Raw genomic sequence first — 16,470 nt, 5'->3', positions numbered from 1 at the left:
CAGATATGAAGCTTAAAAAAGTAAAAATAGGTGAATTACTATTAAGTAAAAATCTTATTACCGAGGCACAACTTAAAGTAGCCTTAAGTGAGCAGGCAAGGACAGGTAAAAAACTCGGTGAAACACTTATCGACCTTAACTATATAACCGAATATGACTTATTAAACGCCGTATCAGAACAATTGGGAGTAGAAATGGTCTCCATTTCTGACTATGAGCTAACACCCGACCTTAAGAAACTTATCCCTGAGCAGATTGCGAGAAAATATAAAGTAATACCTCTCAAATACTCAGAAAATCTAATCACGCTTGCAACAAATGACCCCATGAATATAGATGCTATGGATGAACTCTCCAGAATGACAAGAAAAAATATATTACCGGTACTCTTAACTACTGATGACCTTTTCTACGGTCTTGAAAAAATTTATGGTACGGAAGATAGATTGTTCAAAATAGCAACAGATGTAGAAAAAAAGATAATCGGTAACCTTTCAGATGATGAGTTTTTAGAAAGTTTATCTCAAGATGCCCCGATTGTAAACCTTGTAGACGGTATTTTGGCTAAAGGGATAAATGAGGGGGCAAGCGATATCCATATTGAACCGGATGAAGATAAGCTTAGAGTAAGATATAGGATTGACGGTATTTTGCATGAGGTATTGGCAGTTAACAAAAGTTTACATTCACCCATAACTTCCAGAATAAAGATTCTTGCAAATATGGATATTGCTGAAAAAAGAGCTCCACAAGATGGAAGGTTTAAAATTAGAGTTAATTTCAAAGATATTGACTTTAGGGCTTCAACTCTTCCAACATATTACGGAGAAAAGGTGGTTTTAAGGATACTTGACAGAAGCAATGTGGTTTTAGACTTGAAAAGTATCGGAATGAGTAGTCAAAATCTTGAAATTTACGAGTCTATTATTTCAAAACCTTACGGGATAATTCTAATCACAGGACCTACAGGTAGCGGTAAGACCACAACCTTATATGCTACCCTTTCAAAGCTAAACTCAGTAGAAAAAAATATTGTAACCGTTGAAGACCCTATTGAATACAATTTTAAGCTTATCAATCAAGTCCAGGTGGACGAATCCGCAAATGTAACATTTGCTTCAGCCTTAAGGTCTATTTTAAGACAAGACCCTGATATTATAATGGTTGGTGAAATCAGAGACAAGGAAACTGCAGAAATATCAATACAAGCCTCACTTACAGGTCACTTAGTCCTGTCAACAATACACACCAACGATGCAGTAAGTGCAGTTGTAAGACTTATGGATATGGGGATTGAGCCATTTTTGGTAGGCTCCTCACTGATTGGAATTGTCGGACAAAGATTGGTTAGAAAAGTATGTATGAATTGTGCCGTTGAATACACTCCACCTCAAGAATTTCTTGATAGAATTGGCGAAATTGAAGAAAATGTGAGATTTGTCAAAGGGGAAGGGTGCCCTGAGTGCCATTATACCGGATACCAAGGAAGAATAGGAATTTATGAAGTGCTTAAAATAAATTCTGTTTTAAGAGAAATGGTTGTAAGAGGTGCAAACAGTGAGGAATTGAGAAAAGCAGCCATACAAGGCGGATTTTCCACAATGTTTGACTCAGGCCTCAAGCTTGCAAAAATGGGAATCACAACCATTGAGGAAATATTAAGGGTTACCGTTATCAAAGACGAATAGTGTGAAAGTTGGTGCAAAATAAAAATATGTCTTAACCATTTTAGCATATGCGATAGTTTTAGCTACTGCACCTGTATCTGTTAGCAACATTTAGCAGCTTTCATTAGTTTTGTTTGGGCTTTCAAGTTTTGATAAAATTAAAGGTTTAATCTTCTCTTGAAACAGATTATCAGATAATTTGTTACCGTTTAAATCGGTCACAGCAAATGAATCAACAACTCTATCAACATCAGTGGAAATTTTTGCATTTTGGACATATATACCATTCTCTTCAAATATTTTCAAAATATCATACAAAAGTCCTTTATAATCATAAGCAAAAACATCTATGACAGAATATTGAGAAGAGATTTCATTATCCAGATTCACTTTACTGTTCAAATGATGTTGCAGCTTCTTTTTGCCAAAAATATTAGCTCTGCTCTTTTGCAACAATGAATCAATATCTTTTTTGCTTAGCAGAATACTGTCTATTGTGCTCTTAAGCCTGTCCATAGTGGCTTCAACCTGCTCTAAATCCACATTTTCAAGTGAAACCTGAAATGTGTCCACCGCTATGTTTTTGCCAAAAGTATATATTTGTGCCCCTAAAATATTAAAACCCATATAAGCAATAGCGCCTACAAGCTTTTTTAAAATACCCGCCTTGTCTTTTGTACAAACCATAATGTTTATTGCGTGAATATCCTTTCTTACGGCATATTCTACCAAAGAGATATTGTCTTTAAGACTTGAAGCCATCTTAATGTGTCTGTGGATATGTTTTATTTTGTTGGAAAATATATAATCATCTTCAAGTATACTGAAGATGGAAAGAAGCTCAGCATCCCCCGCAACCCTTTCCAACAGTCTCTTCTTCTTGCTCTCTACAATATTTTTAAACTCTGTCTGAATGTCATCCTGGTCAAATTGATAATATGCCCTCTTGAATAATTCTTTTAATAATGAATTTTTCCATTCATTAAATAAATTACCGCCTACGGCATTCATATCCGCATAAGTTAAGAGAAACAACAATCTTAACTCTTCTTTATTATTTAGATGGCTTATAAAATGTTCAATAACTTCAATGTCATAAATATCTCTTCGCTGTGAAATATGGCTCATCAAAAGATGTTGCTCAACAAGGTTATAAATAGTGTCCGTATCATCCATATTCATACCCAACCTTTTGCAGATTATCTTAGACATTTTAGCCCCTACAATAGAGTGGTTTTTCCCCTGCCCTTTTCCGATATCGTGCAATAGTATGGCAAGAATCAGCAAATCTTTCCTTTCCAGCTTTTTAAATTCATCTTGGTAATCTGCATATTGGGACGGCAGGGCATCATGAAGTTTATCGATGTAGCCTACTGCCAATATCGTATGCTCATCAACAGTATAGTGATGGTACATATCAAATTGCGGTTTACACACTATTTTATCAAATTCTGGTATAAACTTTTGTAAAACCCCTGTATCAGCCATGAGTGTTAATATTTTGGAAGAGTAAGGTGTTTTTGAAATAATTTTAAGAAAGACTTCACCATATTTTTTAACAAAGCTATCCGAAATAAGATAAAGACTCTCTTCCAAAAGCTCTTTCAAGGACTCTGACAGCCTCAGGGAGTATTGAGCTGCATAGTAAAACACATACAAAATATTTTTATGATTATCTAAAAAATACGCTTTATTGTTTGTTGTAATAAAATTTTCATATTTAAAAAGGTCGGTGGCAATACTTTTGACAGACTTTGATGTCCTATCTTTAAAAATAAATTTAACAATCGTATTATCTATTACTTTTCGACTTATATCCCTAATTTTTCTGGCAGCTTTGTAGTAATCCATTAAAAATACTTCAACCGCAAGCATACTTGACGTATTTATATATCCAAGTATTTCAGCAATATTTGGTTGGCTGTCTATGCTCAAAACATCATATTTTCGATTATGAAAATAGTGAATCTCTATCCTTATTCTGTGTATAAGCTCTGCTGATTCAACAAGCTCGTCATAGTCTGAAATATCTATAATTCCCGCATTTATCAGATTTCTAAGCGTGTTATCATTGTAAAGGGTTTTTGAAATCCAATAGATAGTATTTACGTCCCTAACGCCACCTTTACCTTCTTTGATATTAGGTTCAATTTTATATATTGAATCTCTATATTTCTTTGCTCTATTTCTTTGCTCGGAAACCTTTTGAAGCAAAAATTTCTCTTTTCCTCTATTAATAACCTTTTCATTTAAAATTTTTAAAAAATCATTATATATATCAACCTCTCCAATCAAAAATCTGTTATCAAGGAATGAAGTCTTTACAACCTCATCCTCAAGAGCAGCATCGGTAATCTCCGACAACTCCTTAATTTGAATACCCGGCTGAAGTTTTAAATCCCATAAAGTCGTGGTAAAAATGTTAATTAAATCTTTATCACTATCACTTAAAGCCTTCCTGTGTAAAATAAGAATATCTATATCAGAATATGGAGCCATCTCTTGCCTTGCGTAGCCCCCTATAGCTAACAAACAGATATTTTCTGAATGATTATCAATCAAATTATAAATTTCTTTTACGGTATCATCACACAGTGAAGCAAGCATTCCCATGATTTGCCATGATATTCTGGTGTTTTGTCTATTCTCTTTTATACTTTCCCAACGGTGCCAGAATTTACTCTTTAAAGATTTAATGTCAATTGTAGATAAACTTTTCAAAATAAACATCCTTTATAAAGTTGCCACCATACTTGGCTTCGAGATTTTTCTTTATTGTACTTTTTAAAAACTCTTTCCCTTTAGCTGTAGACACATCACTCACCTTAAATTCTGAAAGCGTATTGGCGATTACTGCTGCAGTCAGTGCATCATTTTTAACAATCATCTTTTGACTTGACCTATCAGTCACAGTGATAGTCATATCAATTCGGTAATATCTCTTCACCCCATCACCCGTTCCTGCTACTATATCCCTTAGCTGCACCGCATAGTCATTACCTATTTTCACATCTTGAATTTTATAATTTTTAAAAACAGTATCATTCTTGAAATCAACTTTTTTCACCAAAAGCCCTAAAGATAGATTAATACGACTTCTTAACGAGAAAACTACAAGCCCCACCAATAAAACAACCGCTAAAAGTATAATTACATTTTTTTTGTCCATAAAAATAATATAACAAAACAGAACAAATTTTTAAACAAAATACTTCACTTTTTTTATCTAAGGTATAAAATAAAAAAGCACCCAGAATGAATGGGTGCCAAGGTAACTTTATGTGTTGAACCTACAGGGTATGTTAAAGATATACATATTACAATAAAGTTCAACTATAAATTTAAAAAAAATTGGAGATAATGTGAAAATATATTTTTATACACAAGGATGTAAAGTCAACCAGGTTGAAACAGAAAATTTAAAACTTGATGCAGAAACAAAAAATATCAGTATTGTTAATACAATAGAAGATTCAGACATTGTTATCATAAATTCTTGTGCAGTAACCGATAATGCAGTGAAAAAATTTAAAACATTTATAAAAAAAACAAAGACCAAATTTCCAGACAAAAAAATTGCTATAACAGGTTGCGGAGCAGATATGCTCAAAGAAAAGGGGAAAGATTTAGCTGATTTAGTTATCACAAATTCAGGGAAAGCAGATATTTTTGAATATATTATAAAAGAGAAAGATAATTTTAATGACATTGAAACAATCGAGCATTTTGAAGAGTTTAATGAAAACCTTGTTAGAGATAAAACAAGGGGATATTTAAAAATTCAGGACGGTTGTGACGCTTACTGCTCGTATTGCATTATCCCAAGCTTGCGAGGTAAACCAAGAAGTAGAAAGATTGAAAGTGTTATATCTGCTTTTAGAAGTTTTATTGCAAACGGTTATAAAGAAATAGTACTTGTCGGTATTCATATAGGAAAATACGGAAAAGATATAAATTCCTCTCTAAAGGACTTACTTAAGGAGCTATCTGAAATTGAAGGTAGGTATAGAATAAGACTTTCATCACTTGAAGTTAATGAAATAGATGATGAGTTAATACATCTTATTCTGACAAACAACAAATTTTGCCCCCACTTTCATATTCCGCTACAAAGTGGCTCAGATAAAATTTTAACCCGTATGAACAGGAATTATTCAAAAAATGAATTTATTCAAACCGTTAAAAAAATAAAACGGATTAACCCGGATGCAATAGTTGGCGGAGATGTAATCGTAGGATTCCCGGGTGAAGGGGAAACTGAATTTGAAGAAACAAAACAGACTATCTTCGATGCAGGGCTAAACTATATCCATGTATTTCCATACTCGGAAAGGGAAGGGACAAAAGCGGTAACAATGCCTGACAGTGTGCCTGTGAAGATAAGAAATGAAAGGGCAAGACACCTTAGAGAAATTGCTGAAAGTCTCAAATTTAACTTTGCGAAAAAGTTTTTTGGACGCGAGGTTGAAATTTTAGTAGAAAAAGATAATAAAGGACTTACAAACAATTATCTTGAGGCAGAAATTTTAACAAATGAAGTCAGAAATACCTTTATTAAAGGGAAAGTAATCAGTGTCACTTTTGACGGAAATTTAATAATACAGAGGGTATAATGGGCAAAAAAATAGTAATTGTAGGTGGTGTAGCTGCAGGTGCAACAGCTGCAGCAAAAGCAAGAAGAGTTTCTGAAGATGCAGAAATAACAATTATAGAAAAGAGCTCTTATATTTCTTATGCCAATTGCGGGCTACCTTACTACATAGGCAAAGTTATTCCACATAAAAAAGATATTATTTTGCACAACAAGAAGTCCTTTGGCACCAGATTTAATACCAACGTTTTGCTTAACACTAAAGCTACGTTTATAGATCCTGTGACCAAAAAAATTGTAGTTGAAACAGACAAAGAGCAACAAGTAATCGAATATGACAAACTTATCCTTGCAACAGGGGGGAAACCGATTATTCCTAAGATTGAAGGTATAGAAAATGTTGATTATTTCTTCGTCAGAAGTGTGGAAGATGCAGAAAAGATTGTAAAAAAGATTGAATCTGCAAAGAATGCCCTCATTGTCGGCGGAGGCTACATCGGGATAGAGATGGCTGAGGCCCTTTATCATGCAGATATCAAAACAACTCTCGTAGAATATGAAAAAAATATACTACCTGTCTTTCCACCTGAGTGTACACTCAAGATTTATGATGAAGCATTAAAGTGTGGCATCGATATTAGGACGGGAACTGCCCTTGTAAAGGTTGAAAAATTTGATGATAAAATTAAATGTTACTTTTCTGACCAAAAAGAGCTTATTGTAGATTTCCTTATACTTGCCACAGGTGTTACACCCGATACCGAGCTTGCTGAAACTGCAGGTGTGCAAATTGGGGAGCTTGGAGGTGTCCTTGTCAATGAAAAAATGGAAACCTCAGTCACAGATATCTATGCTGCGGGTGATATGGTAGAAAAGCATAACCTCATTACCGGTAAAAATGTACTAATGCCCCTTGCCGGGCCTGCCAACAAGGAGGGGCGAGTTGCTGGCTGTAATGCTGCAGGTGGGAATATGACTTTTAAAGGGGTTGTTGGAGCTTCCGTGGTAAGTTTTAACAATGCGGTAGTAGCACATACCGGGCTTACATTAAAACAGGCTGTTGAAGCAGGTTTTGATGCTGACACTGTTTATGTGGAAAATGCCCAACATGCTGAATATTACCCAAACCCTAAGTTTATATTTTTAAAATTAGTATATGAAAAGAAAACAGGAAAAATACTTGGAGCAACCGCTTCAGGAGAAGAAGGGGTTGCAAGAAGGATTGATGTAATATCCACTGCCATTTACGGTAATCTGACAGTATTTGATCTTGAAAATATTGATCTATGCTATTCACCGCCACACGGCTCTGCCAAAGATGTAGAGCATATGGCAGGTTACGTAGCAGCAAATCAGGTTAGGGGTGAAGGTTTTGGAATAACACCTGAATATTTTTTAGAGCTTGAAAAAGGGGACTGGCACTTTCAATTATTGGATGTAAGAACAAGTATTGAGTACAAAATGTATCATTTGGAAAATTCAATAAATATTTATGTAAACGATTTGAGAAATAACCTTGAAAAACTGGATAAAAACACACCGGTTGTGGTATACTGTGCTGTGGGCTTTCGAGGGTATCTTGCAACAAAAACTCTAAGAAATTTAGGGTATAAAGCCTACAATGTTTTAGGCGGAATAGAGGCTATAAAAAGATTTAAAAAAATAAATTAGGGGGATTTATGAATGTGTTAATGAAAACGGATTTTACCGATATGAAACTTGTAGGCAGAGGGAAGGTAAGGGACATTTACGACCTGGGGGAGAATCTTCTAATTGTAACTACCGACAGGCTTTCAGCCTTTGATGTAATTTTGCCGACAGGGATACCTAAAAAAGGGTTTGTGCTGACACAACTCTCAAAATTTTGGTTTGATATGATGAGTGATATCGTTGAAAACCATATAGTTACTACCGATATAGACAAGATGCCACCTATATGCCAAAAATACAAAGAACAGCTTGAAGGCAGAAGTATGCTTGTCAAAAAAGCCAAACCTTTTATGGCTGAATGTGTGGTTAGAGGATATTTAAGTGGTTCAGGATGGAAAGATTATAAAACAACAGGTGCAGTTTGTGGAATAAAGCTTCCATCAGGGTTAAGAGAGTCAGAAAAACTTCCCGAGCCTATATTTACACCTGCAACTAAGGCTGAGGTAGGAGCTCATGACGAAAATATTGATTTTGAAAAATTTAAAAAAATAGTAGGGGAAGAGAATGCAGAAAAATTAAAAAACCTTGCCATTCAAATCTACTTAAAAGCTTCTACATATGCAGAAAAAAAAGGTATTATTATAGCTGATACAAAAATGGAGTTTGGACTTTACAACGGTAAAATAATTATAATCGATGAATTGTTGACACCTGATTCTTCAAGATTTTGGTTTAAAGAGAAATATGAAGTAGGAAAACCTCAGCAGAGTATGGATAAACAATATGTCAGGGACTACCTTGAGACTCTGGACTGGGATAAAACAGCTCCCGGCCCTGAACTACCTGCTGATGTTGCTGCTCAAGCGTCAAAAAAATATTTTGAAATCATGGAAATTTTAACAAAATGATAACAACAAGAGTGGCCGCTTTAGGCCACTCACTTTTACTGCCACAACTCATTTCCAATATCGTTTGCATTTAAGCAATTTAGGATTTATAATTATACAGTCATGAGCATGCAAATTTCTTTTCTCGGCGGTTTAGGTGAAATAGGTATGAATATGTATGTCTACGAAACCGAAACAACCGCCATAATAGTTGATTGCGGAGTTATGTTTGCCGATTTATCTCTGCCGGGTGTTGATTATATAATTCCGGATTTTTCATATATTGTCAGTATAAAGGATAAAATAAAAGGGATTGTAGCAACCCATGGACACGAAGACCACATCGGTGGCATAAGCTACCTCTTAAAAAACTTCAATGTTCCTATTTACGGCGGGAAACTAACCCTTAATCTCTTAAAACACAAGCTTACAGAAGAAAAATTAAAAGCTACACTAAAAGAGATTTCAGATATGGATTGTATTGTTATAGATGATATTTCAATATCTTTCTTACAAATAAACCATTCCATTCCGGATACCTTTTGCATAAAAATAAAAAGTAAAAAAAATACTTTCATCCATTTGTCTGACTTTAAAATAGACAAGACGCCCATTTCTCAAAAACCTTTTTCAGAGGAAAGAGTTGTTAAATTTTTAGAAAATGAAAAAGTAACAGGGATTTTAATAGACTCAACAAGTTGTCAAAGGGTAGGGGTATCGCCGTCAGAAAAATCTGTTTACGAAGATTTATACAAAATAATATCCGATGCTTCAGGAAGGGTATTCTTCACCACATTCTCTTCAAATATTGACCGTATCAGTCAGGTACTTGACATTTGTGAAAAATTAAAAAGAAAAGTAGTTATAGAGGGGCGGTCAATAACAAAAAATATAAATATTGCCACCCAGCTTGGCTATCTAAAATATAATCCTGAAAATATCATCAGGTTAAATGATGCTAAAAAATATGACGACAATAAATTGTGTTTTATAATTTCAGGATGCCAGGGGGAAGTAAATAGTACCCTTTACAAAATAGTTTCAAGAGAAAGGAACTCTTTACAGGTCAAAAAAGGGGACTTATTTATAATCTCATCACGGGTAATCCCCGGCAATGAAAAAAATCTTGCCAAAGCTATAAATCATATCTTCTATTATGAAGCTGAAGTCGTTGACATTGAGAAAGAAAATATTCATGTTTCAGGCCATGCTTACAGGGAGGATGTTAAAATAATTACATCACTAACAAGCCCCAAATATTTTATACCCATTCACGGTGAATATACTCACTTAAGGAAAAATATTCAAAATATTACCGAAGATTTAAATTTCAGCCAATCAAACTGCATCTTTGTAGAAAATGGAAAGAAAATCACCTTTGATAATAATCAAGATTTAGTAAGCTTTTCAGACATACCTTTTGGCAAAACATATATAGACACTCGAGGAGGGTTTATTTTTGGAGAAGATGAACTTAAAATAAGAAAAAATATGGCAAGGGATGGTGTCTTTTTTATAAACTACTTCTTCAAGGAAAATAATTTTAATATAAAAGAGTTAAATGCCATTGGTTTCTCACTGACTGATGAATTGCAATATTATATAAAAAAGCAGATAAACGATAATATCAGTCTGCTTATTGAATCATCTCTGAGCGGTGAGTTTCAGTTTGATGAGATATTAACAAAATTTATCAAAAAAATTTTCAAAAAAAGGTTTGACCGACGACCAGAAATTAAAGTAATTAAAGATGGTTTTAATATTTTATAATTATTCGTTAGGAGTATTTCATGCTTGAATATATACTGCTCGGTTTATTGCAAGGTATAACGGAGTTTTTACCGGTTAGCAGCTCAGGGCATCTTGTAATAGCCCAATCATTGATTAAGGACTTCCAACAACCTGGCATTATGTTTGATGTTATGCTTCATTTTGCAACCTTTATGGCAGTAATAGTATACTTTTGGAAAAAGATAAAAATACTTTTAAAAGGTTTTTTGGGGATATTTGTACCCGGCTTTAAAGTAACATATTTTGATAACAAAACATACATTTGGGGTATATTTTGGGCAAGTATCCCAACAGGGATAATAGGGCTTTATCTTAACCATAAGGCAGAAGCTCTATTTAGCTCGACCACTATGGTTGGGTATAGTTTAATTTTTACTTCGCTTATCCTATTCTTCTCTGACAAAAAAAGTCCTATGGGAAGAATAACGCTTGGCAAATCTTTTTTGGTTGGAATAGTGCAAGGGCTTGCGGTAATACCGGGTATTTCAAGGTCTGGTTCGACTATTTCGGCACTTATCTATATGAATGTAAACAGGGAAGAAGCAGCTGAGTTTTCATTTTTAATGGCGCTGCCAGCTGTTTTGGGTGCAACAATCTTACAGCTGAAAGATTTGCCCGTTTTAGATTATACCCTTGTCTCATATTACGCATCAGGAATGATTGCCGCATTCTTGGCAGGACTTTTTTCTATCCATGCACTACTTCTTTTTATAAAAAGGGCTTCACTTAAAATATTTGCTCTTTACTGTTTGATAATTGGTATTATAAGTATCGTATGGCTGTAAAAAACACACTTTTATTTAAAATATTTATTGTCTTAAATGTCTTTTTTATAACTTTAACAACGTTGTCTTTATTTTCATATTCTGAAAAAGACCCGAGCTTCTCAAATATAATTTTTTCAAATTACGAAATTAAAGTAAATAATTTCTTCGGTAAAATTGGTGCTTATTATGCCGATATTTTGGGAAATATTTTTGGATGGGCATCATTTATACTTCCATTTCTTCTTATTTTTATTTCTATTGGTCTATTTTATAAAACTGTTGAACGTCACAAAAAGGTCAAGAGATTTATTTTCGATTTAATCTTATCCTTTTCTTTCATCAGCTTTTTGGCTCTTTTTAGCGGTTTTTTAAGTGACAGTGACCCTATTTTTAAAGAGAAACACATGGGTGGAATTATAGGGAATGTGGCAGCGACATTTTTGCAGTCAATCCTCGGCAAATATGGCGGTGCATTATCTACGGCTTTTATTTTAATCATAATTTTAATATTACTTTTTAGAAACTACGAAATAATGACACTTAAGCTTAATTTTAATTTCCCTGACATTAGGAATATCTTTAAAAGAGAAAAAAAAGAAAAAAAGTTACCTAAAGGGAAAAAATCTCAAGTAGTAAATAATGCGCCGGAAGAACTAATAGATAACGACCCGATAAATGTTGAGAATGATGTAACAATTAAAGAAATTTCAAAAGTGGCAATTCAAAGTAAAAAGGCAGAATATACTGTCCCAATTAATCTTTTGGAAGATTTTGAAACTACAGAAGTTACCGAAACAGAAGCCGAACTCAAGCGGAAAGGGAAACTTCTTGAGGAAAAGCTCCTTGAGTTTGGTGTGGAAGGGAAAATTAAAGAGATTCAGCCCGGGCCTGTTGTAACTTTATATGAGTTTGAACCTGCACCGGGGATTAAAATTAACAGGATAGCAGGGCTTGAAGGGGATTTAGCAAGGGCTATGAGTGCTGTAAGTGTCAGGATAATCGCTCCTATCCCGGGTAAATCTGTAGTTGGGATAGAATTACCGAATAAAAAGAGAGCAACCGTTTACCTCAAAGAGCTTATCAACTCCTCAAATTTTGTAAAAAGCAGTTCCCCTTTAACCATCATTCTCGGGAAAGATATTTCAGGTAAGCCATATGTCTCTGATCTTGGTAAAATGCCTCACCTCCTTATAGCAGGGACAACCGGAAGTGGTAAGTCCGTCTGCATTAACACCATCGTGTGCTCAATACTCTTTAAGTCCTCTCCGGACAAAGTGAAATTTGTCATGATAGACCCTAAAATGGTAGAATTAAGTTCTTATGAGGATATACCACATTTGGCTGCCCCAGTTGTAACCGATCCAAAACATGCTGCTACAGTTTTAAAAAATGTTGTAGCTGAAATGGAAAACAGATATGAAATTTTGGCAGAACACAAAGTAAGGAATATAGACTCATTCAATGAGCTTGCATCAAAAAATAATAATGAGCTTACTACAATGCCATATTTGGTAGTAGTTGTCGATGAATTTGCCGATTTAATGATTGTAGCAGGTAAAGAAGTAGAGCAGTCAATAATAAGGATTGCACAGATGGCTCGCGCCGTAGGAATTCATTTGATACTTGCCACACAAAGACCTTCTGTAAATGTCATTACAGGTATTATAAAAGCAAATATGCCTGCAAGACTTTCCTTTAGAGTATCTTCCAAAACAGACAGTAGAACTATTCTTGATCAAAATGGAGCAGAAATATTGCTCGGTCGGGGAGATTCTCTTTTCATACCACCCGGCAGTAGCGACCCTGTAAGGGTTCACGGATGTTTTGTCAGCGAAAAAGAGGTAAGTGATGTCGTAGATTACCTGAAAAAATTAGGGCAACCTGAATACAATATGGACCTTGTAAAAGAGGAATCTACTGGGATAGATGAAATATCTGAAGATGAAATGGATGAAAAATATTACGAAGCCCTCGATTTAGTACAAAAAAAGGGGATGGCATCGATATCAATGATTCAAAGATATTTAAAAATAGGATATAATAGAGCAGCCAGAATAATGGAAATTATGGAAAAGCAAGGGGTCGTGGCTCCAAGTGACGGAACATCAAAACCAAGAGAAGTATTAATTAAAAATGATTAGAAGGAGTTAATATGGCAAATTTGGCAACAAACTACTTAGGACTAAATCTAAAAAACCCTGTAATAGCAGGAAGCTCAACGCTCACTTTTTCGATTGAAAATATAAAAACCTTCAGCGAGCTTGGTGTAGGCGCAATCGTTTTAAAATCATTGTTTGAAGAAGAACTTGCATCTGAGGCAAATGACTTTGTATCAGATTTTCACCCTGAATCTTACGATTATAACTTAAGTGACGTATCGGTTTTGTATGGAAGTAAACCTTACATTGACTTCGTAACCAAAGCAAAAAAAGTTTCTAACGCACCTATAATTGCAAGTGTTAACTGCACCGGAGAAAAGTGGTGGACTGATTTCGCTAAAAGCATAGAAGATGCAGGAGCCGATGCCATAGAAATAAACTTATCCTACATGTCATTTAACCCCGACGAAGACCCAAGAAAAATTGAAGAAAAATATTTTAACACAGTAACCGACATAAAATCAAAAATTAAAATCCCGGTTGCTGTCAAAATTGGTCATTTTTTCACAAATATTCCTTATATGGTTAAAAATTTAAAAAATTGTGGTGCCGATGGAGTTACTCTTTTTAACAGATATTACAGGGTAGGAATAAATCTGGACAAAAAGGAATATATGCCAGCAAATGTTTATAGCAGTGCAGACGAAGCATATTCCGTTTTAAGATGGGTCGCTATCTGTTCAAATCTTATTGATATAGATATATCAGCATCAACAGGAGTACACTCACCAGACATCGCTCTGCAATACATTATGGCCGGAGCCAAAACCGTGCAGGTGGTCTCCAAAACATATAAAAATGGAGTTGAATCAATAAAAGAAATTATTGATGGAATAAATTTTTATTTGGATAAAAATAACATAGAAAATATATCAGATATTTACAAAGAGATTAAAATCAATAATGAAGTTAAAAGGCTTGAAAGATTGCAGTATATGAAAATTGCCAGTAACAAACTGTTTTAATATTTCAAATAAATATTTTCAGCTGCAACTAACCCGAATAATAATGTTGCAGCTGATATTATAGTACAATATCTATACGATATTGTCGGAGAATTATTAATGTTTTACTTTTTGAATCAAACCAATTCCTTTGTGTTTTACTTTTTAATATTCATAAGAATAAGTGGCATTATCTTTACCGCCCCTTTTTTTGGCAGCACAATAATTGATAATAGAGTCAAGATTTTTTTCTCTCTTATACTTGCCATATTAGTTTATCACCTTGTTCCAGTGGTTAATTTTACAAATATCAATACTGTGCTACTATTATTAATAATCATAAAAGAGCTTTTAATCGGTATAATGATAGGAATGATAGGCAGATTTTTATTCGTAGGTGTTCAATTTGGGGGGCAAATTATCGGTTTTCAAATGGGATTTGGAGTAGTTAATGTCCTTGACCCTCAGACTAATTCCCAAGTGTCTATCATTGCACAGTTTCAAAATATAGTGATGATTTTGATTTTTTTAAGCATCGGCGGGCATAGATTGATTATTCAATCCCTTGTCCAGTGTGTGCAGGTAGTCCCAATAGGCTCATTTGTAATCCCAAACGGCTCTTACATATTTATCGTGAAATTATTCTCTCAAATATTTATAATTGCACTAAAAATAATCGCTCCCGTCTTTGTAACACTGATTATTACTCATGTAGTAATGGGTATTATTGCACGTTTGGTTCCGCAGATTAACATTCTAATTGTTGGTTTTCCTATTCAGATTGCTGCAGGTCTTATCGTAGTAATATTTAGTATGACATATTTTTACAGTGTTTTTGAAATAATAACTTATGACTTTTTTAATAACGTATTGACAATTTTTAAAATGTTAGGTGGATAATGCCGGAAACCGATTCTGATAAAACGGAACAGGCCACCCCCCGAAGAAGACAAAAGGCCGTTGAAGAAGGGAATGTCCCAAAAAGCCGTGAACTCTCCACTGCACTTATACTTATGGTGAGTATCCTTTTTATGTATTTTTACACCCCTATAATAATAGATGACTTTAAGTTGCTATTTACGGAAATGCTACAATACTCAAACTTTAAGTTAAACAAGGACTCTATTTACTTGCTTATGTTATTATCTTTTAAGTTTTGCGGAAAAGTGGTTTTACCCCTTTTTGCAATTCTCATTTTTGTAGGAGTCCTTACAAATATTGCACAATTTGGATTCATAGTAACTCCAAAAGCTTTGGAACCAAAGTTTGACAGGCTTAACCCAATTAAGGGGTTGCAAAATCTTTTCTCAAAAAGGAGTCTCGTTGAGTTAGTCAAATCTATTTTTAAAATATTTGTGGTTGGTTTTGTAGCTTACTTGGTAGTTAAATCAAAAATAGGTGAGATAATTAGCCTTGCCAATGCCGACCCTCTGGTCAGTATCACTTTCCTTGGGCAAATCATTTTTGAGCTGTCATTTAAAATCGCTCTACTCATGCTTTTTTTAGCTATATTAGATTTTTTTTACCAAAAGTGGCAATACGAAGAAGACTTGAAAATGACAAAGCAGGAGGTTAAAGAAGAATTCAAACAGATGGAAGGGGACCCTTTAATAAAAAGGAGAATTCGAAGTCTGCAAATGGAGATGGCAAGAAAAAGGATGATGGAAGAAGTCCCTAAAGCAGACGTAGTAATTACTAACCCGACACATTATGCAGTGGCAATCAAATATGAGGCAGGTAAAGATAGAGCGCCTAAAGTGGTCGCTAAAGGGCAAAGATTAATAGCGCTAAGAATCAGAGAGCTTGCCAAGGAGCATGGAGTTTTGGTTCATGAAGACCCGCCAATAGCTCGCTCACTGTTCAACTCCGTAGAGATTGGCGATGAAATCCCTGAGTCTCTTTATAAAGCTGTAGCCGAAATTTTGGCTATAGTATATAAAATGAAAGGGAAAAAGATTGTCTAAACGACCTTATGGGAAAATTTGTTAGCAAAAGATAAGTTGTTGAGTTTATC

The 16,470-nt window shown here is 34.5% G+C and carries 12 protein-coding genes; 10 read left to right on the top strand and 2 right to left on the bottom strand.

The features are described from left to right. Positions 1–1,688, top strand: a 1,688-nt coding sequence (locus LF845_RS10240; RefSeq protein WP_242820922.1) for a GspE/PulE family protein, incomplete at its 5' end; no start/stop codon positions are given. A gap of 90 nt (positions 1,689–1,778) precedes the next feature. On the opposite strand, the gene glnD is transcribed toward LF845_RS10240, so the two are convergent. Both glnD and LF845_RS10230 read right to left on the bottom strand, forming a co-directional pair. Next, on the bottom strand, positions 1,779–4,388 hold the full coding sequence (gene glnD, locus LF845_RS10235; RefSeq protein ID WP_242820921.1) for a [protein-PII] uridylyltransferase: 2,610 nt from the start codon (positions 4,386–4,388) through the stop codon (positions 1,779–1,781). Further along, positions 4,366–4,836: a flagellar basal body-associated FliL family protein gene (locus LF845_RS10230; RefSeq protein ID WP_242820920.1), complete on the bottom strand. Its 471-nt coding sequence runs from the start codon at positions 4,834–4,836 to the stop codon at positions 4,366–4,368. The genes glnD and LF845_RS10230 overlap by 23 nt, the downstream gene beginning before the upstream one ends. 193 nt (positions 4,837–5,029) lie before the next feature. Between LF845_RS10230 and mtaB the strand changes: the two genes are divergently transcribed. From mtaB to flhB, 9 genes are all read left to right on the top strand, one after another. Then, positions 5,030–6,280 (top strand): tRNA (N(6)-L-threonylcarbamoyladenosine(37)-C(2))-methylthiotransferase MtaB, encoded by a 1,251-nt coding sequence (gene mtaB / locus LF845_RS10225; RefSeq protein ID WP_242820919.1) that lies wholly within the window; start codon positions 5,030–5,032, stop codon positions 6,278–6,280. Continuing rightward, complete coding sequence (locus LF845_RS10220; protein ID WP_242820918.1) at positions 6,280–7,929, top strand: FAD-dependent oxidoreductase; 1,650 nt, start codon at positions 6,280–6,282, stop codon at positions 7,927–7,929. The genes mtaB and LF845_RS10220 overlap by 1 nt, the downstream gene beginning before the upstream one ends. 8 nt (positions 7,930–7,937) lie before the next feature. Next, positions 7,938–8,816 (top strand): phosphoribosylaminoimidazolesuccinocarboxamide synthase, encoded by an 879-nt coding sequence (locus tag LF845_RS10215; RefSeq protein ID WP_242820917.1) that lies wholly within the window; start codon positions 7,938–7,940, stop codon positions 8,814–8,816. 102 nt (positions 8,817–8,918) lie between these two features. Next, positions 8,919–10,565 carry a ribonuclease J gene (locus LF845_RS10210; RefSeq protein ID WP_242820916.1) on the top strand — a complete coding sequence of 549 codons (1,647 nt, stop codon included), beginning with the start codon at positions 8,919–8,921 and terminating at the stop codon, positions 10,563–10,565. A 20-nt stretch (positions 10,566–10,585) separates the two neighbouring features. Beyond that, positions 10,586–11,371, top strand: a complete 786-nt coding sequence (locus LF845_RS10205; protein ID WP_242820915.1) for an undecaprenyl-diphosphate phosphatase — start codon at positions 10,586–10,588, stop codon at positions 11,369–11,371. Then, a complete protein-coding gene (locus tag LF845_RS10200; RefSeq protein WP_242820914.1) occupies positions 11,362–13,494 on the top strand; it encodes a DNA translocase FtsK in 2,133 nt (710 codons plus the stop codon). Before LF845_RS10205 ends, LF845_RS10200 begins: the two co-directional genes overlap by 10 nt. Positions 13,495–13,505: 11 nt before the next feature. Further along, positions 13,506–14,477 carry a dihydroorotate dehydrogenase-like protein gene (locus LF845_RS10195; RefSeq protein WP_242820913.1) on the top strand — a complete coding sequence of 324 codons (972 nt, stop codon included), beginning with the start codon at positions 13,506–13,508 and terminating at the stop codon, positions 14,475–14,477. A gap of 99 nt (positions 14,478–14,576) precedes the next feature. Then, on the top strand, positions 14,577–15,356 hold the full coding sequence (gene fliR / locus LF845_RS10190; RefSeq protein ID WP_242820912.1) for a flagellar biosynthetic protein FliR: 780 nt from the start codon (positions 14,577–14,579) through the stop codon (positions 15,354–15,356). Continuing rightward, positions 15,356–16,420 (top strand): flagellar biosynthesis protein FlhB, encoded by a 1,065-nt coding sequence (flhB, locus tag LF845_RS10185; protein WP_242820911.1) that lies wholly within the window; start codon positions 15,356–15,358, stop codon positions 16,418–16,420. Before fliR ends, flhB begins: the two co-directional genes overlap by 1 nt. The last annotated feature ends 50 nt before the right edge of the window (positions 16,421–16,470 follow it).

The organism is Deferrivibrio essentukiensis, from assembly GCF_020480685.1.
Classification (GTDB): domain Bacteria; phylum Chrysiogenota; class Deferribacteres; order Deferribacterales; family Deferrivibrionaceae; genus Deferrivibrio; species Deferrivibrio essentukiensis.
The sequence above is the reverse complement of the archived record's forward strand: the minus strand, read 5'-3'. Positions and strand labels throughout refer to the sequence as shown.